The organism is Microbispora sp. NBRC 16548 (assembly GCF_030268985.1).
In the GTDB taxonomy this organism is placed as follows: Bacteria; Actinomycetota; Actinomycetes; order Streptosporangiales; family Streptosporangiaceae; genus Microbispora; species Microbispora catharanthi.
Genome location: NZ_BSSF01000005.1, coordinates 358,631 through 378,945, shown reverse-complemented (window position 1 = coordinate 378,945; position 20,315 = coordinate 358,631). Strand labels below are relative to the sequence as shown.

The following is a 20,315-nucleotide window of genomic DNA, read 5'->3' as shown; positions in this document are numbered from 1 at the left end:
GTGCCCCGGCCGCCTGGGCGTGGCATGCTGCCTGACATGGCGAACCCAGCACCTGTGACCCTGGTCGTCGGCGACGAGGAGTTCCTGGCCGATCGCGCCGTCGGCTCCATCGTGGCGGCGGTACGCGCCGAGGATCCGGGGGCGGAGCTGCGCGACCTTCAGGGGAGCAAGGTGGAGCCGGGGGAGCTGACCGGGCTCGCTTCCCCCTCGTTGTTCGGCGACCGGTCGATCATCGTGATCCGCGGGGCACAGGACCTCTCGAAGGACGTCATCGCCGAGATCCTGAAATACACCGCCCGTCCGGCCGACGACACGGTGCTGGTGCTGGCCCACCCCGGCGGGGTCAAGGGAAAGGCGCTGGTGGACGGCGTGAAGAAGGCGGGCGCCGACGTCGTGACCGTGGCCAAGGTGACCAAGGTGGGAGAGCGGCTCGACTTCATCAAGGCCGAGGTACGCAGGGAGGGCCGCTCGATCTCCGCCGCCGCCGCCCAGGCGCTGCTCGACGCCGTGGGCAGCGACCTGCGCGAGCTGGCGGCCGCCTGCGATCAGCTCGCCTTCGACACCGAGGGCAAGAACATCGACGAGGCGGCGGTCGCGAAGTACTACCGGGGACGCGCCGAGGTCAGCGGCTTCACCATCGCCGACCTGGCGATCGAGGGCCGCTTGGGTGAGGCGCTGGAACAGGTCCGGTGGGCCATCGCCACGGGTGTGGCTCCGGTGCTGATCGTCAGCGCGCTGGCGGGAGGCCTGCGCTCGCTCGCCAAGGTGGGCGGGGCGCCCCGCAACCTGCGCGGCGGCCAGCTCGCGAGCCATGTGGGCATGCCGCCCTGGAAGATCGACCGGGTGAAGCGCCAGCTGGCTGGCTGGGGGCCTGAGGGGATCTCCGCCGCCCTGCAGGCCGTGGCAACCGCCGACGAGCAGGTCAAGGGCGGCGGCACCGACCCTGCGTACGCGCTGGAGAAGGCCGTCCACACGATCGTGGCCAGTCGAAACAAACGCTGACTTCCGCCATCGGCTCGGGGTGTGGCCCGAGGGTGCCGAGGCGCCCGACCGGAGCCGGTCGCCAGGCCTGGTCCCGGGGCTCGCCGCCCCGTCTATCGGTCAGGGTGGCCGGGGTTCTCCATGCGGAGCAGCATCCGCTTGAGCAGCGCCGCGAGGACGTCCTGGTCGTCAGGTCCCAGGACGCCCACCATCGCGTCCTCGACCTCGCCGCGCAGGTCCATCGCCTTGAGCCAGATCGCGCGGCCCTCGCTCGTCAGCTCCACGTCCACCCGGCGGCGGTCCTCCACACTGCGGATGCGCCGGACGAGCCCCGCCTTCTCCAGGGTGTCCAGGCGGCCCGTCATGCCGGCGGGAGAGACCTTCAACTCGGCGGCGAGCTCCGACGGGGTGGCGCGGCCGCCTTCTCCCCGGGCGCCGAGCCAGTGAAGGGTCTCGTACTCGAAGTCCTGCAGGCCCACCGCGGCCAGCGCGCCGTCCTTCGCTTGGGCCAGGTGCTTCACCAGGAACTGCATGCGCGTGACGATCGCCTCCACGCGTTCGTCGAAGGGCGCCTTCCCGCGCCACCGCGCGATGTGCCGGTCCACCGAGTCGTCCACGGGGCAATCCTACGCCACATTAAAATACGTTGACGAAAGATTCGCTGACGAAATACCTTTCCTCGCATGATTGCACGTCTGGTCGCCGGGCGGACGGTCGCGGCGCTCGCCACCGCCCTCATCCCCACCGGGCTCACTCTCGCCGTCATCAGAGTGACCGGCTCCGCCCTCGATCTCGGCGTCGTCCTCGCCGCCGAGATGCTGCCCATGCTCCTGCTGCTCCCGGTCGGCGGAGTGTTCGCCGACCGCTTCCCGCCGAGGCGGGTGATCCTCGTGGCCGACCTGGTCCGCTGCGCCGCCCAGGTGGCGCTGGGGTCGCTGCTCCTCCTCGGGCACCCCGGTATCGCCGTGATGGCGGGACTCGCGGCGCTCACCGGAGCCGCGGTGGCCTTCGGCGTCCCGGCGGTGTCACCGCTGGTCGTCGGAGTGGTGCCGGCGGAGCGCCGGCTGCGGGTGAACGCCCACATCGGAGTGGCCGGCGGCCTCGCTCAGATCGCCAGCCCCGCGCTCGCCGGAGGCATGACGCTGTGGCTCGGCCCGGGCTGGTCCTTCCTGCTGACCGGGGTCCTGTTCGCGGGGTCCGCGGTCACGCTGGGCGGCCTGGTCACGGCTCCCCGGCCGGCGACCGAACGCGATCACTTCCTCGGTGACCTGCGGGAAGGGTGGCGCGAGGCACGTCGGCACCGCTGGTTCCTCGTCAGCGTGGCCGGGCACGGCGTCTGGCATCTCGGGGCGGGCGTCCTGCTGACCCTCGGCCCGGTCATCGCCGTACGCGAGCTGGGAGGGGAGGCCGTCTGGGTGGTCGTCGCGCAGGCGGGAACGGCGGCGGCGGTGCTCGGCGTCTTCGTCTCCCCCAGGCTGCCGATCCGGCGGCCCCTCGCCGTGGCGGCGGTCGGGGCGGCGGTCTACGCGTGCCCGCTCGTCGCCTTCGCGTTCCCCACGGCGTTTCCCGCGCCGGCCGTGGTCGTCACCGCCGCGTACGTCGTCGCCATGCTGGGCGTGGGGATGCTGACGCCGCTGTGGGAGACGGTCGTGCAACAGCGTGTGGAGCCTCAGGCCCTCGGCCGGGTGGACTCGTTCGACGCGCTCATCTCCTACGCGGCCCGGCCGCTCGGGCTCGCCGCGGCGGCGCCGATCGCCGCTTGGGCGGGCACCGCGCTTCCGCTGCTCACGGCCGCGGCGCTGGTGGCCGCGGTCAACCTGGCCGTGCTCGCCCTGCCCGAAGTCCGGCGGCGTTGGACGGAGGAGGCGGCGCAGTCGCCCGTGCCCGCCTGACGTCCTTCAGCGGGCACGCGAAAACGCCGCATCCCCCGCGAGGGGAGATGCGGCGTGCGCTGTGTGTGAACTACTTGGCGGCCTGCAGGGCGGCGGCGCGCTGGGCGATCGCCGACTTCCGGTTGGCGGCCTGGTTCTTGTGAATGACGCCCTTGCTGACGGCCTTGTCGAGCTGCCGGGACGCGGCCTTGAGCGCGACGAGGGCGTCGTCCACGTTGCCCTGGTCGGCGGCCTCGCGGAACTTGCGGACCGCGGTCTTCAGGGACGACTTGACGGCCTTGTTGCGCAGCCGACGCTTCTCGTTCTGCCGGTTACGCTTGATCTGGGACTTGATGTTCGCCACGAAGAAAGCCTCAGTGTTAAGTCTCGGTCGGATGGGGCGCGCGGGCTCGTGAGAGGGCGCGCCACACGCAGTTGGACAGGATACCAACAGCCCGGGCCGCCGCTCAAATTCACGACGACAGGGCCGCCCCCGCTCATGCTATCGCGGCGCGGCCGCCGCGGTCCGCACATCGGCCCGCCCGCCCGACGACTCCACGCTCCCTCCGGCGCCGCCGCGCACCCAGGCCCGCTCGTACTCCCTCCAGTCCTCCTCCGTGGCCGCGAAGTCGACGTACAGGGCCAGGCCGAACTCGGTGCGCGGGCCGTGCTCACTGAGCGCGAGCCGCGCGCCCTCGGCCGCGGCCTCGACGCTCTCCGCGTAGTCGAGGTACGCCACGCCGTGGTCGTGGTAGGCCGGAGCCCCGATGAGGAGGGTCTTGTCCTCGGGCACGAGGTCCAGGGCGAGCGAGGTCTGCCGCGCGACGTAGCCGCCGTACAGGGACGGCAGGGGCGTCCCCGAGTCGTACGTCATGATCGCGACCTGGTCGGTCAGGCCGACGACCCGGCGGAAGTAGTCCGGCGTCCAGTACTTGTCATGGCCGATCGCCAGGGCGGTGGGGGCGCGCAGGCCGGTCAGCGGCTCGATCTGCTGGGTGGCGACCGACAACGGCCGGGCGCCGATGGCCTGCCGCGTCTCGCGCAGGACGCTGAGGAACGGCTCGTCCCCGTCGGAGACCGGTTCGAAGTCGTAGTGGATCCCGTCGAAGCCGAGGGCGACCAGGTCACCGGCGCCCGCCACGACGCGGGCCCGCGTCGCCGTGTCGGCCAGGCTCAGGTGCTGCTTGCCGTTGTCGTTGACCGTCTGACCGAGCCAGGCCGACACTCGGACGCCGGGCAGGTTCTTCCGCCACCATTTCAGGAAATTTCTGGCATTGGCGTAGCGGTCGGGGGGCAGGGTCCCGTCGTACTTGAACGGCCCGCTGTGGACGTACACGTCCTTGATCCCGCTCGCGCGCAGCCGTACGGCGAGGGCCCGTACGTCGGCCTCGGTGCGGCGGCCGTCCACCCACGCGTGGCCCATCCACAGGGCGTCGTGGCCCGTGGTCCTGGCCCATCCGGCGGGCGTGCCGGCGAACTGCAGGCGCAGCGCGGCGGCGCCGGCCAGGGCGAGCACGAGCGGCACGGCCACTACGACGGCGGCTATTCGCAGAACACGTCTGGTGGTCAAGGCAAGCATCCGGACATGCCACCATGGAGGGTGGCTGGTCCGCCAGCCTCGGGAGGGCCCGCCGAGCGCGAGGCGAGGCGGACGGCCCGCCCGATCAGCAGTCAATCATCTTGTCGAAACGGACCTCGGTGCGCACTCAGCCTGGCCAGACCGACCCCGCGTTGATCCGCAACTTCTGCATCATCGCGCATATCGACCATGGCAAGTCGACACTCGCCGACCGGATGCTGCAGCTCACCGGTGTGGTGGACGACAGGTCGATGCGCGCACAGTACCTCGACCGCATGGACATCGAGCGGGAGCGGGGAATCACCATCAAGTCGCAGGCCGTGCGGCTCCCGTGGAACGGCCACGTCCTCAACATGATCGACACGCCCGGCCACGTGGACTTCACCTACGAGGTGTCCCGGTCGCTGGAAGCGTGCGAGGGCGCGATCCTGCTGGTCGACGCGGCGCAGGGCATCGAGGCCCAGACGCTGGCCAACCTCTACCTGGCCATGAACGCCGACCTCCACATCATCCCCGTGCTCAACAAGATCGACCTGCCCGCCGCGCAGCCGGACAAGTACGCCGAGGAGATCGCGGGCCTCATCGGCTGCGACCCCGGCGACGTGATGCGCGTGTCCGGCAAGACCGGCGAGGGGGTCAAGGAGCTGCTCGACCACGTCGTGGAGCACATCCCGGCGCCCGTCGGGAACACCGACGTCCCCGCCCGGGCGCTGATCTTCGACTCGGTGTACGACACCTATCGGGGCGTCGTGACGTACGTCAGGGTGGTCGACGGGCATCTGTCCAAGCGCGAGCGCGTGCTGATGATGTCCACCGGCGCACAGCACGAGCTGCTGGAGATCGGCGTCATCTCGCCCGAGCCCATGCCGTCCGACCGGGGGCTCGGCGTCGGCGAGGTGGGCTACCTGATCACCGGTGTGAAGGACGTGCGCCAGTCCCGCGTCGGTGACACGGTCACCAGCGCGGCCAAGCCCGCCGCGGAGGCCCTGGGCGGCTACGAGCACCCCAAGCCGATGGTCTACTCCGGGCTCTATCCGATCGACGGCGACGACTACCCCGAGCTGCGCGAGGCCCTCGACAAGCTGCGGCTGAACGACGCCGCGCTCGTGTACGAGCCGGAGACGTCGGCGGCGCTCGGCTTCGGCTTCCGCTGCGGCTTCCTCGGCCTGCTGCACATGGAGATCGTCCGGGAGCGGCTGGAGCGCGAGTTCAACCTGTCGCTGATCTCGACCTCGCCCAACGTCATCTACCGGGTGATCATGGAGGACGGCAAGGAGCACGTCGTCACCAACCCGTCGGAGTTCCCGGCCGGGAAGATCGACCAGATCTTCGAGCCGGTGGTGAAGGCCACGGTGCTCGCGCCGGCCGAGTTCATCGGCGCGATCATGGAGCTGTGCCAGGGCCGCCGCGGGCAGCTCCAGGGCATGGACTACCTGTCGGAGGACCGGGTCGAGATCCGCTACACGCTCCCGCTCGGCGAGATCATCTTCGACTTCTTCGACCAGCTGAAGTCGAAGACCCGCGGGTACGCCTCGCTCGACTACGAGCCGTCCGGCGAGCAGGAGGCCGACCTGGTCAAGGTGGACATCCTGCTGCAGGGCGAGACCGTGGACGCGTTCAGCGCGATCGTCCACCGCGAGAAGGCGTACGCCTACGGCGTGGAGATGGCCAAGAAGCTCAAGGAGCTCATCCCGCGGCAGCAGTTCGAGGTGCCCATCCAGGCCGCGATCGGCGCGCGCGTCATCGCCCGGGAGAACATCCGCGCCATCCGCAAGGACGTCCTCGCCAAGTGCTACGGCGGTGACATCAGCCGTAAGCGCAAGCTGCTGGAGAAGCAGAAGGAAGGCAAGAAGCGGATGAAGATGGTCGGCCGGGTGGAGGTCCCCCAGGAGGCCTTCGTCGCCGCCCTCTCGTCCGAGGCCCCGGACAAGAACAAGAAGTAGGCGTCCCTGGTTTGACCAGAACTTAATTGCAATCGCGGAGAAACATGACCCTCGGTTAACGTTTGGTCATGCGCATCCTCTCTGTGAACGTGGGCCGGGCCGTGGACGCCGAGTGGGCGGGCAACCTCCGGCGCACCGCCATCGACAAGCGGAAGATCGAGGGCCGGGTCGCCGTGCGCGAGAACGGTCTGGCGGGCGACGAGCGCGCCGACGTCGCCAACCACGGCCACCCGGACCAGGCGGTCTACGCCTACGCGCGGGAGGACTACGACTGGTGGGAGCCCCGCATGGGCCGCGACCTGCGCGACGGCCAGTTCGGGGAGAACCTCACGACGTCCGGGGCCGACGTGACCGGCGCGGTCCTCGGGGAGCGGTGGCGGGTCGGCACGGCCGTCCTGGAGGTGACCGCACCCCGCATCCCCTGCGTGGTGTTCCGCAACTGGCTGGACGAGCGCGGCTGGGTGAAGCGCTTCACCGAGGCGGGCCGCACCGGGGCGTACTTCCGGGTGCTCGAGCAGGGCGAGCTCGGCGCCGGCGACGAGATCGAGGTGCTCGACCGGCCCTCGGACAGCGTGACGATCGCCGAGTCGTTCCGGGCCTACCACGGCGACCGGGACCTGTTGCTGCGGATCCTCAGCGTCCCCGGCCACAGCGACAAGTGGGACCAGGTCGCCGAGCGCGTGCTCGCAGACCGCAGCGGCGTTGTCGCATCCTGATCACGAACTGCCCGCGGCCCTCGGTTCCGCCCGTGGAGCGATCTACCGTGGCCGTATGAGACGGCTCACGGGTCTGCTCGCGGCCGGGTTGATCGCCTTCGGGGCGACCGGCTGCACCGTCCCCATCAACGGGATCACGGGCGTCGGCGTCGACCAGGACGGTAACCTCGTCATCGTCCTGGCCTGGTGCGGGCGGCAGCCGGACGGCGTGACCGTCTACCACGACCGATACCCGGAGGACCCCACTCCCGCGACGTACGACCCCGACGCGAGCGGGCCGCCCAATCCCACCATCGACGACGCCTCCTATCTGGCTCCCCAGGTGACGGGTGAGACGGCGTCCTTCCGGCTCGACGCACCCGGCGACGGCTGGCGGGCCGAGCAGGAGATCCCGTCGTTCGACCCGGCCATCACCTACACGGCGTACGGCTGGACGCAGGACAACAGCTATTCGACCGCGCACATCGAGTTCCAGCTCGGCGACGCGGACAAGCTCAGGCGCAAACCGGGCACGGTGCTCGTCAACGATTACGACGACAGGACGGACAAGGTCGTCGACGTGCTGATCCCGCGGGCCGAGTTCGACCGGCAAGGACGGACGAAGTACTGCGAGGACTAGGCGAACCGCGTGAGGAGCCGGTCAGCATCCGTTTCCCGCCCGGCCAGGGGAAGGCCGGGACGCGCGCGTTGAGCACGGCGTAGCCGTGCAGGCCCACCCACATCGCGGTGGCGTCGAGTTCAGGGGAGTCGCCGCTGCCGGCGACGGCGGCGACGAGCCGGCCGAACGCCTGCACCACCACGGACAGGCACGAACTCGTGTCGGAGTTCTTCGCGGTCCGCACCGGAAGCGAGCCGCCCCAGGCGGCCTTCGGCGCCTACTGGACGGGCCTCGGACTCGACGGGTCTCCGTTCGGGCCGGACAACCCGAAGGTCCCGCGGAACGCGTGCCCAGGCAAGGAAGCTACGCGGGCAGGAGGCTGACGTCGCCGGAACCCGCGCGGGCCACGACCTTGTGCGGTGAGTTCTGATCGGTCGTCACCGAGACTGTCACGTCTCCCGACTTCGCCTCGGCGTCCACGTCGTACGGCCCGCCGGGAAGCGTGATCTTCGCGGTTCCCGAGCCGGTTAACAGGTCGATGCTGTCGGGAGCGGTGGCGTACTTCAGCGTGGTGTCGCCCGAGCCCGCCTCGACCGTGAGATCCGTGCCCGTCAGCCCGGCTCCCTCCAGGTTCCCGGAGCCCACCTTGACCTTGATCGGATTGCTCAGGGCTCTGAGGTGGATGTCGCCGGATCCGGTCTCCAGCTCTGTCCGCATGCCCTTGGGTACGTGGACCTTGTAGTCCACCGAGCAGTTGTCCATGGCGTGCGGGCAGTCGTACGTCATCACGAGAGCATCGCCATCCACGTGGTGCTCGGTGGTGGGCTTACTCGAGGACCAGTGGAGGGTCTCGCTCACTGTGACGACGTTGCCGGCCGCTTCACTGATCACGATGTCACCCGCACCGCCCACCACGACCAGCCTGGCCACCTTCTCTTTCACCTCGTAATCGAGGGTCGCCTGGTTGGCTGCCTGCGTGATGTCCCGCAAACCGCATCCGGTCAACAACGCCGCAGTCGCCAGCAGGCCGCCCGCCATCACCATCATCCTCACGAAGAGGATCATGCCGTCCCGAAAGGGGCTGCCGCAGTAGGGCCTACCCCCGTATGTCCGCTAAGGCATTCCCGACCCCTTGAGTCCGATGCGAGTGCCAGGTGGTGCCGTGGGGGCCCACCCGGCCCCCACGACACGGCCGGCCAGCGCGGGATGGAGGGCGGTGGTGGGTTGCCGTCGGCGGTCACGCCGGTCCAGCCCTGCGGAGACCGATCCTTGCGGATTTCGAACACTGCAACCCCTGAACAGATCAGGTGTTGCAACGATCCTTAGAACCTAAGGAATTGGGGGCCTTCAGCCTTCTATCGGTTGTCAGCGAGACGATGGAAGGCGCACCAAGCGTGGACGCCGGCGAGCCGAGGGCAGTAGCTTTCCGCCGTGGCGCCGCCGGCCCAACCGCTTCGCGGCCCTTCTGGGTGCCTACGGCATCGCGCCGGCCGCGCCACTCTCGGCTGCACGCCCGCCCGTCAGTGCGGCCTGCCGCCAAAGGACCAGTAATGACGTGCACCGATCTTGCTTAGCTCCGGCCGTGGGCCTTTCCCCGGGGGTATGAGGCGCACATCCCGGCAGAACCGGACAAGCGACGGCGAACGCCCGTCACTGAAGAAGAAGGTGCTACCAAGTTGTACCGCTACGCTGCACGGAATTCGCGCCACGCCGTGCTCCTGACGACCCGGCGGCTGGCCCTGACCACGCTTGTGATCACGGCGGCAGGGATTTCCGCCGCGCAGCCGTCGAACGCCCGCGTCACTGCCCACCACGCGGTGCTCGAAGTACATCACCGCCCTGGCCCCGGCGGAGGCGGAGGTCAGGTGATCAGAGGGGGACGAGCGGGCGGCGGCCAGGGCCGATCCGGCATGGGTAGGTTCAACCAGAGCGTCACCGGCACTGTCGCTCCCACCTTCGTCCAGGGAGCGTCCCAGCAGGCATTCACCAACGAGGGTTCGTTCGACGTGCAGAACGGCGTCTGCTGGAGGCAACCAACCATCTGCACCGTCGGGCAGAACCTGCCGGTCCGCTATAGGTCATGACGGGGTGAACTCCTCCCGCTCCCGCTCACGAGCCATCCGGCGGGCGGTGGCGATGCGTTGCCGGATCAGCTCGGCCCACAGGTGTTCGCCGTGCCGGTAGGCGCTCCCGGCGGAGCCGCCACTGGCCGACCGTCACCGTCTGCCGCTCATCTCGAGAAGACCGCGCCGTTCCCGAGCCCGATCGGCCTGGTGATCGGCGCGTACCTGCCGCAGCGCGCCCAGCGTAAGCGGCTCTTGGTTGAGAAATGGCCCCGGTAGCCGAGCATGTGCGCCCACTGCCGCAACGGGATCAGCCGGTAGTCCGGATCGTTCGCCAGGGCGAAGCAGGTGTAGATCATGCGCTGGGCGTGTACGGCGACGTCGAGCCGTGCGACTTCGGCGACCTCCCGGATCGGCCGGTCCCCGGTCCCGGCTGACTCGGCCGCCTTGGTCGCGTACTTCGCGATGTACGCCGCCACCCGCTGATCGGCGATGCCTTCCAATCCCGTCGCGACGTAGATGGGGTCCACGTCGAGTTGCGTCCCCCACCGCCGACGAACGACGGGGGCATCGTCCGGCACCGGAACCGAGACCGCAGCCGCGGTTTCCCGAATCGCCGCCTGGAGCACGGGCACCGTCGCCCAGCCCGGCGGACGATCGGACGGACCATCCGGGCCGTCGAGGCGGATCACGGTGTGGAAGTGGACCAGGCCCCGCGCCTGGTACTCGGCCACCTTGGCGTACGACAGCCGAAGCCGCCGCCGCAGTTCGGCCCGCGAGATGCCCAGGTGCCGGGCGAAGGTCGCCGGTAGCGCCTGCGTGAAGCGCCGCCACAACTCACCCGCGTGCGCGTTCCACAGCACGGCCCCGGCGTAGTCGTAGCAGTCCACACAGATCGGCTGCCCGACCTGGGAATCGTCGTCACCGTGCTGGACGCCGCAGCCTTCCGGCCTGCCGTGCTCGCACACCGGGCTATCCCGCCGAGGACGGCACGGCAGCACCCTGTCACCCTTCACCCGGCGCGCGTGGACCGCGCCGAACGAGGGGGCGGTGAAGGTGGCGAACACGCGGGGATGGGCGCTGACGTCTTCGGGGACACCCTTGCCGCCGCGCAGGCCGGACAGGATCAGGTGATAGGTGTCGTCCCGATAGACCTCCGAGCAGGCCGGGCACCTTGACGCGCGCCGGTTGCCGCACGCGGTCAGCAGGTACCCGGTCGGCTCGTCGGCCGTCCGGTAGACGTCCAGCACTTCCAACCCGGCATCGAAGGTGATCCGGCGTCCCTGGAGCCGGATCGGCTGGGCGCAGCCGCCCGTCGCGCGCACCATCTCCTGCCACCGGGCGAAGTCCGGCATGGCGGCGCGTTGGGCGGCGGCCAGCACATCGGGGGAGAGGGGAGGCAGTTCGCTCACGCGGCGTCCCTCCCGCTGTCGGAGGCGGTGTCGTGCGCGTCGCCGACGTACTCGGCACCGTGGATGGCGGCGAGCCGCCGCCACTTGTTGACGCCCCACCGGGGCGAGCGTTCGAGCTGCCGCTTGCACCACTCCTCAGCCAGCGCAGCCATTGGACCCAGTTCCTCGGGTACCAGCGGAGACCTCCTTTCCTCGTAGGAAGCCCCCTCGCGCGAACCCGGGAAAGACAAAGCACCAGCGCAGAGCAGACCGAAGGCAGGTCTGTAGTGCGGTGATGCTTGCAGCGAGGCGATTTGTGGAGTGTTTTATGCGACGGTGAACCGGTGAGCACGTCCAGGGGGCCTACCGCTGGGCCGGGTCCCTCCAGCGGAACGGCTTATCTGTTGTGTTGTTTGCCCGGTGGTTCCCCTGTGCTCGAATCTGTCGCGGCCGGTAGCTCGCTGTTGTGAATGTCTTTCCGCCCTGTCGCGGACGGAGCTCTTGCCCTTTCAGATGTACCACCCGGAGAACGTATTTAGCCAGGTCAGCGTTCCGCGCATGGCCCTTCTCGGGACTGTCCACCGTTGTTCGCTGGCGTTCACTGGCGTCCATTGGCGTTCGCTGGCGTATGTCTGCGTAGGGAGCGGGGGAAGGCAGATGTCACGCCGAGGTAAGGGCGTCAGTCCTCTCGCCAGACGGGTTCGAGCGCGTTCGGGTCGAAGTTGCCCCACGAGCCCATGCCCTTGCCCACGGGATGGACGATCACCGCGTGGAACGCCTCCATGACCATCGCGCGCTTGGTGCCCATGGAGAGGCCGCCCTGGTCCTCGGGGAGGTACCAGCGCCGCCGTATGTCGGCCCCGTCAACGATGCGCCGAACCCGCTTGCGGTCCTTGGCCCGCCGTGTACGACTGATGCTCCTGCCGCAACTCGTTGATCTGTTGCTTGAGCGAGGGCGCGAGCCCTTCGCGTTCGTCATCAAGGGATTTCAGAAGCCGCAGGCACGGGGGAGGGGGTGGCCTTCCCTCCCCCGAGCGGGGTCAGCGCAGGACGGAGTAGAGGGCGGTGGTGAGGGAGGCTTTGGCGTCGTCCTGGTCGATGGACCACAGCATGGAGCCGCCGAGGCCGTTGAGGCGGATGTAGGCGGCCTTCTGCAGCATGACGGCGGGGTCGTCGTAGGACCAGAACTCGTTGCCGTCGTAGAGCCACAGGGTGCCGGTGAGCAGGTCGCGGTAGCGCTTGCCGGGCTTGTTGACGAGGTTCTTGTAGTCGTCGCTGCCGGCGGCCCAGGTGCCGGGGGCGGGGCCGGTGGCCGGGGCGTACCGGCCGTCGCCGTCGGCGGTCACGCCGGTCCAGCCCTGGCCGTAGGCGGGGACGCCGATGACGATCTTCTGCTTGGGTGCGCCGCGTGCGATGTAGTCGCGTACGGTCTGGTCGACGCTGAACTTCACGTCGCTGGGGTCGCGCCGGTCGGTGAGCAGGTTGGCCTGGTGGCCGGTGCGGTTCTCCCATGGCCCGTGCAGGTCGTAGCCCTGGACGGTGGCGAAGTCGAGCTTGTCGAAGACCTTCCGCACCTCGAAGCCGACGTCGATCTTGGCGGCTGCGGCGGGGAGGAAGGCGGTCAGTTCGTCGCGCCGGTCGTGGGCCTTCATCTGGCGGCGTAGTTCGGCCAGGAACAGGGTGAAGTTCTGCTTGTCCTCGGGGCGGATGACGTTGCCGTCGTTCCCTGCGGATCCGGGCCATTCCCAGTCGAGGTCGATGCCGTCGAACACGCCGGCGGCGGCGCCGGGGGGCAGGCCGGGCAGGTCGCCCTTGAGCCACAGGCCGACGCAGGAGGCGGCGAGCTTGGCCCGGGACTCGGGGGTGAGGACGGCGTCGGAGAAGTATTTGGAGCCGGTCCAGCCGCCGAGGGAGATCAGGACCTTGAGGCCGGGGTGACGGGCCTTGAGCTTCTTGAGTTGGCCGAGGTTGCCCTTGAGTGGCTGGTCGTCGCTGTCGGCGATGCCGTCGACGCTCTGCTCGGCGGGGACGGGGCGCTGCCAGTCGGCCCAGGGGTCGGCGGAGTAGCAGGTGCCCTCGGGGCCGACGAATCCGAAGGCGTAGTTGAGGTGGGTCAGCTTTCCGGCGGCGCCGCTGGCGTCCACGTCCTTCACGTGGAAGTTCCGTCCGTAGATTCCCCACTGGATGAAGTAGGCGACCCGTTTGTAGCGGTCCCCGCCGGTGGTGGCCTGGGCCGCCGCCGGCGCCAGCCCGGCCGCCAGGGTGGCGGCGACCGCCACGGCGAGGGTCCTTCTCATGAGCACGCCGACCTCCCGAACGCTATTTATAGGAAAGTTTCCTGTAAATTGTCGCGATCGTAGACCCCGGTGATCAGGGCGTCAATGGCGCGCGTGAGGGGCGGCAGGCCGAACACGGCGCCGTTCCGCGCGACTACGCCGCCATCGCCGAGGAGGTGCGGTTGGCCCGGCGCGTGCGGAGGACGGCGTCCCCTGCACCCGCCGAGAGGAGCCGATCGAGCTCACGCAAGCCCGCCCAGGCCGGGTGCAGCGCGAGCGCCACGGCACCGGCCCGGCTGTCACGCGGGCAGAAGGACGTCAACGTGCCCGCGCCCGCATCCGCGCCCCCGGAGAACGCGCCACCGCGATCCTGTGGGCCGGCCTCGTCCTGCAAGCCGTCGAAGACGGCCGCTACTCACGATGAGAAGGGCTCAAGGATGCATGAGGAGCAACGGGTCGCAGGTGTCGGTTCCGAGCAGCTTGGGGTTGTTCGGGTCTTTCACACCCTTCTCGCTGTTGACGATGTAATAGCCTCCGGCGGGCCGAGGTATCACGATCAGCGTTTGATACTGCATCCTCGCCTGAGCCTTGGCGGTGGTCCCTCCATGTCCGAGAGAATGCCTCAGCATGGTCCTGAGCATGGCGAAGAGATTGTCGTGGTGGAATCCCGGCCAGATGAGCACTCGGTAGGTGTGCGGGATGATCCCGAGATTCTGGCTGAGGCCGCGGATCGACACGCGCGAGTTCGCCCAATTTGCCACGGTTCTGGCGGCCAAGTTGTCCTGGGCGGCGAGGTCGTGCCACGACTCCCATCGCGCCCGTGCCATATGAATGTGCAGCTGGTTGAAACCTCTGGCCTGCTTTGAATTGATTCCCAATCCCACGGGGGCGGGAACTACGGTGGGAGGCTTGGTGGCATAGTAGTTTGCGGCGCTCCAATAATTCGGTGCACTGCTGCCGCAGATCCAGGAACACTCGATGCCACTGATCCGCTGAGTGGGGACGAGAATATAGTTGGCGTACTTCTTCTTGCTCTTGGTGCCGCCCATCACCACGTAGTCGGCATGGTTCTGCCGGCAGGTGTTGTTGCTGTGACACTTCTGGCTGAGCCGCCAGAGAGAGTCCGAGTCACCGATCTTGCCGCACTCCTTGGGATCGGGCCCTTTGGCGAGTTCCAACGAAGGCGCGGCCAGCGCGTGCTCGGCACCGGAAAAAATGCCTACACCCGCGAGCACGCTGGTGCCCGCCAGGCTGGAGAACTGGATGAACCGGCGTCGCGTCAGCTCGCTCGCCTCGTCGTTCGGCCGGTCGCCGTCACGCATGATTACCCCCGATAAACTGCACCTGAAGCCGCTTGTCGCGATCTATGCACGCGCTGCGCCCTCGGCCATGTATGAGACCGGAACACTCCGCGGGCCGAGAGTCCGAGCAGCGTGTTCGCGACGCCTCTGCCCATCACTCGAAGATCGACGCACTCGGCCAGGTTGATCCCCTCCCGATCGGCCGATAAAAGCCCCTGGCGCAGCCTTGAGTTTCAGCAGGATAGATCGAAACCCTTCCCTCGGGCGCTGCGAAAATCACCGGGTGTTCCACTCTCGAGCGTGCACGGCGACTGGTCTCAAGAAGGCGATGATTTGTCATGGCGTTGCGCGGCGGCCGAGTGGGCGCGCCATTAGAATAACCGGCACGACATATTGTGCGATATGGGGTGAGTGCGACAAAGTCGGTCCCGGAGGAGGCGCAGCGTCTCCGGAAGGCGTGGATCAGCCGGCATCCGCATCCCGTGGGCGCCTCGCCCGAGCCGGAAACGGATCCCGGTGATCAGGGCGTCAGTGGCAGGGCGCGAGTGGCGGCAGACTGGAGAGCGTGCCTTCAGTGCTTCCCGACGGCGACCCCGTCCCCGCGAGCGGCGAGCTGCCGTCCGAGGCTCTCGACGGGCTCGGCTCCCGTCCGTTCGGCTTCTACGTCCACGTGCCGTTCTGCGCGACGCGCTGCGGCTACTGCGACTTCAACACCTACACGGCGGCCGAGCTGGGCCCCGGCGCCGCGCAGCGCGACTACGCCGCCACCGCGGTCGAGGAGATACGGCTCGCCCGGCGCGTGCTGGGAGACGCCGCGCCGCCTGTGGAGACCGTCTTCTTCGGCGGAGGAACGCCGACCCTGCTGCCCGCCGCCGACCTCGTACGGATCCTCGACGCGATCGGCGAGGAGTTCGGCCTGCGGCCGGACGCCGAGGTGACGACCGAGGCCAACCCCGAGTCGGTGGACCCGACCTACCTGAAGGAGCTGCGGGCGGGCGGGTTCACCCGCGTGAGTTTCGGCATGCAGAGCGCGGGCGAGCACGTCCTCGCCGTACTCGACCGGCGCCACACCCCCGGCCGGCCCGCCGAGGCCGTACGGGAGGCCCGAGCGGCCGGGTTCGAGCACGTCAACCTCGACCTGATCTACGGCACGCCGGGGGAGAGCGACGACGACTGGCGGGCCTCGCTGGAGGCCGCGCTGGCCGCCGGGCCCGACCACGTCTCGGCGTACTCCCTGATCGTCGAGGACGGCACCCGGCTCGCCGCCCGGATCCGTCGCGGCGAGCTGCCGATGCCGGACGACGACGTGGCGGCCGACCGCTACCTGATCGCCGAGGAGCTGCTGACGGCCGCGGGCCTGAGCTGGTATGAGATCTCCAACTGGGCGGCGGGAGACGAGGCCCGCTGCCGCCACAACCTGCTGTACTGGACCGGCGGCGACTGGTGGGGGGCCGGACCGGGGGCGCACAGTCACGTCGGCGGCACCCGCTGGTGGAACGTCAAGCACCCCGCGGCGTACGCCGCCCGCCTGGCGGCCGGGACCTCGCCCGCGCACGCCCGTGAGGTGCTGCCGGCGGAGGACAGGGCCGTCGAGCGGGTCATGCTGGAGCTGCGCCTCGCCTCGGGCTTCCCGCTCGCCGACCTCGCCCCCCAGGCGCGTACGGCGTGCGCGCGGGCGCTGGCGGACGGGCTGCTGGAGGTGGAGGCGTTCAAGGCGGGCCTCGCCGTGCTCACGCTGCGCGGCAGGCTGCTCGCCGACGCCGTGGTGCGGGACCTGACTCTCTAAGCCGGAGCCGTGACGAAGTCGATCAGTTCTTCCACGCGGCCGAGCAGTTCGGGCTCCAGGTCGGCGTAGGTCGTGACCCGGCCCAGGATGTGCCGCCACGCCTCCTGGGGGTCCATCCGCCAGCCGAGGGCCGCGATCACGCCCTCCTTCCAGGGCACGCCGCGTGGCACGTCCGGCCAGGCGGGGATGCCGAGCACCCGGGGCTTGACCGCCTGCCAGATGTCCACGAACGGATGCCCCACGACGAGCACGTCGTCGCCGGACACCCGGGCGGCGATGCGGCTCTCCTTCGAGCCGGGCACCAGGTGGTCCACGAGCACCCCGAGCCGCCTGCCCGGCTCGGGGCCGAACTCCTCGACGATGGCCGGGAGGTCGTCCACGCCCTCCAGGTATTCGACGACGACCCCCTCCACCCGCAGGTCGTGTCCCCAGATCCGCTCCACCAGCGAGGCGTCGTGGACGCCCTCGACGTAGATGCGGCTCTCCCTGGCGACCTGCGCGCGCAGGCCCCCGACCGCGATCGACCCCGAGGCGCTCCGCAGCGGCCCCTTCGGACCGGCCTGGGGGCGCACCAGCGTCACCGGTTCGCCGTCGAGGAGGAATCCGGCGGGCGTCAGCGGGAACACCCGCCGCCGGCCGAACCGGTCCTCCAGCGTCACGGCCTCCTTGTCGCAGGCCACCACGGCGCCGCAGAAGCGGCCTTCGGCGTCCTCGACCACGAGGTCGGGCTCGGCCGGGATCTCGGGGATCTGCCCCCGCCGTGGCCGCCGCCAGTCTCCGGAAAGCACGTCCCGCCCGTACATGCGGGGAACGCTAGCAAATCACGCCAGGCGACGGCGGGCAGCGGAGCGGCGCGCGAGCACGACGATCGTCACGATCAGCGCGGCCAGGAAGCCGACGGTGGGCAGCGCCAGCAGCGCGACGGCGCCGCCCACCAGCATGCCGACCGCCCCGGTGAGCTGCTTGCCGACGCCGAACCGCACCCCGTCGCCCTCGCAGGCGAGCTGGTAGGTGCCCGCCTCGGGGACTCCGGCCTCGAATAGCAGCTCCCAGGTCGTGCCGTTCAGCGTGACGGTCTGCGAGACGGCCGGCCGGGTCAGCCGCACCCGCGGGTCGGCGCCGTCGCCGAGCTGACAGCGGACGTCGGTGGGCTGGTCGACGGCCGCGTAGATCGCCGGCTTGTCCGCGGGGTCGAGCGCGACGTTCACCGACTGCCCGCCGGAGAAGATCGTGGCGGGCGCGGCGTCGCCGAGCGTGGAGAACAGGCCGCCGGCGAACCCGCCGACGCCCGCCACCACCAGGACGACGAAGAGCGCCCAGGAGAGGAAGATCCACACCAGCCGGGGCCGGATCGGCCGGGGGCCGGCGTACGCCGGGGGAAAGGGGTGCGGCATCCGCAAGGTCACGTCGGCCGGTGCCGGGGGCATGGGGCGGGGCACCCGCATGGTCACGTCGGCCGGCGTGGAGGTCTGATTCTCGTGCATGGGTGAAGAGTCGACCATGCGGCTTGTGGTCGATTTGCAGCTCGCTTGTCCTGGTGCCCTGCGTCGTCTTGGTGCCCCCTGCGTTATCGCACCACGTGGGGTGGTAGCCGTACACTTGGCACTCGGGAACACAGAGTGCCAGAGTCGGTGTTTCCACGCACAGGGAGGTGACGATTGCTCGACGACCGCAAGCTCGCCGTCCTGCGCGCCATCGTCGAGGACTACGTGTCCACCAACGAGCCGGTGGGATCCAAGGCCCTGGTGGACAGGCACAACCTCGGCGTCTCCCCGGCGACGATCCGCAACGACATGGCGGCGCTGGAGGAGCAGGGATACATCACCCAGCCGCACACCAGTGCCGGCAGGGTGCCGACCGACAAGGGATATCGCCTGTTCGTCGATCGGCTGTCGCAGATCAAGCCGCTGTCCGGCGCGGAGCGCAGGGCCATCGAGACCTTTCTCGCCGGGGCTGTGGACCTCGACGAGATCGTCATGCGCACGGTGCGGCTGCTCGCGCAGCTCACCCGGCAGGTCGCGGTGGTGCAGTACCCCTCGCTCACCAGGTCGTCGGTCCGTCACGTGGAGATCGTCCCGCTCGCGGAGCGCCGGGTCATGCTGGTGCTGATCACGAACACCGGGCGGGTCGAGCAGCGTGTGGTCGACCTGCCGGAGGCCATCGCCGACGACCGGATCGCGAACCTGCGCGCCGTGCTCAACGCGTGCCTGGACGGCTGCGGCCTGTCCCAGGTGCCGGAGACCGTGGCCGACATTCCCGAACGCCTGCCTCCCGAGGACAGGCCGGTGGCGGCCACGATCCTGTCCGTGCTGCTCGAGACGCTCGTCGAGCGGCACGAGGAGAAGATCGTTTTTGGTGGGACGGCCAACCTCGCCGCCGCCGACCTCAGCATCGGCCTGCGGGACGTGCTGGAGGCGCTGGAGGAGCAGGTCGTCCTCATTCGCCTGCTGGGGGAAACCGGCGGGCTGTCCGAACTGACCGTCCGCATCGGATCCGAGAACCCCTACAGCGGGCTGCGCGGCACATCTATCGTGGCCGCGGGATACGGTTCGGGCGACAGAGAACTGGCCCGGCTCGGAGTGCTGGGCCCGACACGAATGGACTATCCGGTGACGATGGGTGCGGTGCGCGCGGTGGCGCGTTACGTCGGCCAGATCCTGGCGGGGTCATAAGTGTCCAACGACTACTACGCGACCCTTGGCGTACGGCGCGACGCCAGCCAGGAAGAGATCAAGAAGGCATACCGCCGTCTCGCCCGTGAGCTGCACCCGGACGTCAACCCCGATCCGGAGACCCAGGAGCGGTTCAAGGAGATCAACCAGGCGTACGAGGTGCTGTCCGACGCGGGCAAGCGCCGCATGTACGACATGGGCGCCGACCCGTTCGGCGGCGGCGGCGCGGGGCCGGGGGCCGGTGGTTTCGGCGCGGGCTTCCCGTTCAGCGACATCATGGACGCCTTCTTCGGCTCGGCGGGCGCCGCGCGGGGGCCCCGCTCCCGCGCCCGCCGTGGCCGCAACGCCACCATCAGGGTCGAGCTCGACCTGTCGGAGACGGCCTTCGGCACGACCCGCGAGATCGTGGTCGACACGGCCGTGGTCTGCGAGGTCTGCCAGGGCTCCGGGGCGGCGTCCGGCACCCACCCCGACACCTGCGACATGTGCCACGGGCGCGGCGAGGTCTCGCAGGTGACCCGTTCGTTCCTCGGCCAGGTCATGACCTCCCGTCCCTGCCCCCAGTGCGGCGGGTACGGCAGCGTCATCCGGCACCCCTGCATGGAGTGCTCGGGCGAGGGACGGGTCAGGACCCGGCGCACGATCAAGGTCAGGATCCCGGCCGGCGTCGAGGACGGCACGCACATCCAGCTCGCGGGCGAGGGCGAGGTCGGCCCCGGCGGCGGGCCTCCCGGCGACCTGTTCCTGGAGATCGTCGAGCGGCCGCACCAGATCTTCGAGCGACGCGGCGACGATCTGCACTGCACGGTCCACATCCCGATGACCGCCGCCGCGCTCGGCACCTCGATCGCGATCGAGACCCTCGACGGAGCCGAGGACATCGACGTGCGGCCCGGCACCCAGGCCGGCCAGGTCATCCCCCTGTACGGCAAGGGCGTCCAGCGGCTCAACGAGACCGGCAGGGGCGACCTGCTGATCCACGTGAACGTCGAGACGCCGACCAAGCTCGACCCGCAGCAGGAGGAACTGCTGCGCGAGCTGTCGAAACTGCGCGGAGAGGAGCGGCCGCCAGGCAAGTTCTCGCCGGGCCAGCAGGGCTTCTTCTCCCGCCTGCGGGACGCCTTCAACGGCCGCTGAG

At 69.7% G+C, this 20,315-nt stretch carries 21 protein-coding genes; 10 read left to right on the top strand and 11 right to left on the bottom strand.

Annotated features, from left to right (window positions below):
- Window positions 1–36: 36 nt before the first annotated feature.
- Window positions 37–1,002: a DNA polymerase III subunit delta gene (holA, locus tag QSK36_RS16115; protein ID WP_285782951.1), complete on the top strand. Its 966-nt coding sequence runs from the start codon at window positions 37–39 to the stop codon at window positions 1,000–1,002.
- A gap of 92 nt (window positions 1,003–1,094) precedes the next feature.
- Here the strand turns inward: holA and QSK36_RS16110 are convergent, their stop codons facing one another.
- On the bottom strand, window positions 1,095–1,598 hold the full coding sequence (locus QSK36_RS16110; RefSeq protein WP_221263990.1) for a MarR family winged helix-turn-helix transcriptional regulator: 504 nt from the start codon (window positions 1,596–1,598) through the stop codon (window positions 1,095–1,097).
- A gap of 66 nt (window positions 1,599–1,664) precedes the next feature.
- Between QSK36_RS16110 and QSK36_RS16105 the strand changes: the two genes are divergently transcribed.
- The gene (locus QSK36_RS16105; protein ID WP_285782950.1) at window positions 1,665–2,873 is read left to right on the top strand and encodes an MFS transporter; all 1,209 of its coding nucleotides are present in this window, start codon (window positions 1,665–1,667) and stop codon (window positions 2,871–2,873) included.
- Between the two features lie 70 nt (window positions 2,874–2,943).
- On the opposite strand, the gene rpsT is transcribed toward QSK36_RS16105, so the two are convergent.
- The gene (gene rpsT, locus QSK36_RS16100; RefSeq protein ID WP_139576195.1) at window positions 2,944–3,216 is read right to left on the bottom strand and encodes a 30S ribosomal protein S20; all 273 of its coding nucleotides are present in this window, start codon (window positions 3,214–3,216) and stop codon (window positions 2,944–2,946) included.
- A gap of 138 nt (window positions 3,217–3,354) precedes the next feature.
- Window positions 3,355–4,431: a glycoside hydrolase family 18 protein gene (locus QSK36_RS16095; protein ID WP_285782949.1), complete on the bottom strand. Its 1,077-nt coding sequence runs from the start codon at window positions 4,429–4,431 to the stop codon at window positions 3,355–3,357.
- A 119-nt stretch (window positions 4,432–4,550) separates the two neighbouring features.
- Here QSK36_RS16095 and lepA point away from each other — a divergent pair, with 119 nt between their 5' ends.
- The 4 genes from lepA (at window position 4,551) to QSK36_RS16075 (ending at window position 8,071) form a co-directional block, all read left to right on the top strand.
- Window positions 4,551–6,374, top strand: coding sequence for a translation elongation factor 4 (lepA, locus tag QSK36_RS16090; RefSeq protein ID WP_285782948.1), 1,824 nt, complete (start codon window positions 4,551–4,553; stop codon window positions 6,372–6,374).
- Window positions 6,375–6,442: 68 nt separating this feature from the next.
- Window positions 6,443–7,090, top strand: coding sequence for an MOSC domain-containing protein (locus QSK36_RS16085; RefSeq protein WP_183538912.1), 648 nt, complete (start codon window positions 6,443–6,445; stop codon window positions 7,088–7,090).
- A gap of 55 nt (window positions 7,091–7,145) precedes the next feature.
- Window positions 7,146–7,709 carry a hypothetical protein gene (locus tag QSK36_RS16080; protein ID WP_285782947.1) on the top strand — a complete coding sequence of 188 codons (564 nt, stop codon included), beginning with the start codon at window positions 7,146–7,148 and terminating at the stop codon, window positions 7,707–7,709.
- A gap of 107 nt (window positions 7,710–7,816) precedes the next feature.
- Window positions 7,817–8,071, top strand: a complete 255-nt coding sequence (locus QSK36_RS16075) for a hypothetical protein (RefSeq protein WP_285782946.1) — start codon at window positions 7,817–7,819, stop codon at window positions 8,069–8,071.
- On the opposite strand, the gene QSK36_RS16070 is transcribed toward QSK36_RS16075, so the two are convergent.
- On the bottom strand, window positions 8,052–8,735 hold the full coding sequence (locus QSK36_RS16070) for a DUF4097 family beta strand repeat-containing protein (protein WP_285783089.1): 684 nt from the start codon (window positions 8,733–8,735) through the stop codon (window positions 8,052–8,054). The genes QSK36_RS16075 and QSK36_RS16070 overlap by 20 nt on opposite strands.
- Before the next feature lie 863 nt (window positions 8,736–9,598).
- Here QSK36_RS16070 and QSK36_RS16065 point away from each other — a divergent pair.
- Complete coding sequence (locus tag QSK36_RS16065; protein ID WP_285782945.1) at window positions 9,599–9,772, top strand: hypothetical protein; 174 nt, start codon at window positions 9,599–9,601, stop codon at window positions 9,770–9,772.
- Window positions 9,773–9,918: 146 nt separating this feature from the next.
- Here the strand turns inward: QSK36_RS16065 and QSK36_RS16060 are convergent, their stop codons facing one another.
- The 5 genes from QSK36_RS16060 to QSK36_RS16040 form a co-directional block, all read right to left on the bottom strand.
- Window positions 9,919–11,163 (bottom strand): replication initiator, encoded by a 1,245-nt coding sequence (locus QSK36_RS16060; protein WP_285782944.1) that lies wholly within the window; start codon window positions 11,161–11,163, stop codon window positions 9,919–9,921.
- Entirely contained in the window at window positions 11,160–11,315 is a 156-nt protein-coding gene (locus QSK36_RS16055) for a hypothetical protein (RefSeq protein WP_161628146.1), read from the bottom strand. The genes QSK36_RS16060 and QSK36_RS16055 overlap by 4 nt, the downstream gene beginning before the upstream one ends.
- A 506-nt stretch (window positions 11,316–11,821) precedes the next feature.
- Entirely contained in the window at window positions 11,822–11,950 is a 129-nt protein-coding gene (locus tag QSK36_RS16050; protein WP_285782943.1) for a hypothetical protein, read from the bottom strand.
- Between the two features lie 232 nt (window positions 11,951–12,182).
- Window positions 12,183–13,439: a glycoside hydrolase family 18 protein gene (locus tag QSK36_RS16045; protein WP_285783088.1), complete on the bottom strand. Its 1,257-nt coding sequence runs from the start codon at window positions 13,437–13,439 to the stop codon at window positions 12,183–12,185.
- A gap of 410 nt (window positions 13,440–13,849) precedes the next feature.
- Complete coding sequence (locus QSK36_RS16040) at window positions 13,850–14,740, bottom strand: CDP-diacylglycerol diphosphatase (protein WP_183538941.1); 891 nt, start codon at window positions 14,738–14,740, stop codon at window positions 13,850–13,852.
- Between the two features lie 544 nt (window positions 14,741–15,284).
- On the opposite strand from QSK36_RS16040, the gene hemW reads away from it, so the two are divergent.
- Entirely contained in the window at window positions 15,285–16,505 is a 1,221-nt protein-coding gene (gene hemW / locus QSK36_RS16035) for a radical SAM family heme chaperone HemW (RefSeq protein ID WP_285782942.1), read from the top strand.
- Here the strand turns inward: hemW and QSK36_RS16030 are convergent.
- Together QSK36_RS16030 and QSK36_RS16025 are read right to left on the bottom strand one after the other, a co-directional pair.
- Complete coding sequence (locus tag QSK36_RS16030; protein ID WP_139579468.1) at window positions 16,502–17,308, bottom strand: DUF3097 domain-containing protein; 807 nt, start codon at window positions 17,306–17,308, stop codon at window positions 16,502–16,504. The two genes, hemW and QSK36_RS16030, sit on opposite strands and share 4 nt — an antisense overlap.
- Before the next feature lie 18 nt (window positions 17,309–17,326).
- Entirely contained in the window at window positions 17,327–17,989 is a 663-nt protein-coding gene (locus tag QSK36_RS16025) for a hypothetical protein (RefSeq protein ID WP_183538945.1), read from the bottom strand.
- A 174-nt stretch (window positions 17,990–18,163) separates the two neighbouring features.
- On the opposite strand from QSK36_RS16025, the gene hrcA reads away from it, so the two are divergent.
- Window positions 18,164–19,177: a heat-inducible transcriptional repressor HrcA gene (gene hrcA / locus QSK36_RS16020; RefSeq protein ID WP_182897521.1), complete on the top strand. Its 1,014-nt coding sequence runs from the start codon at window positions 18,164–18,166 to the stop codon at window positions 19,175–19,177.
- Window positions 19,178–20,314: a molecular chaperone DnaJ gene (gene dnaJ, locus QSK36_RS16015; RefSeq protein WP_139579471.1), complete on the top strand. Its 1,137-nt coding sequence runs from the start codon at window positions 19,178–19,180 to the stop codon at window positions 20,312–20,314.
- The last annotated feature ends 1 nt before the right edge of the window (window position 20,315 follow it).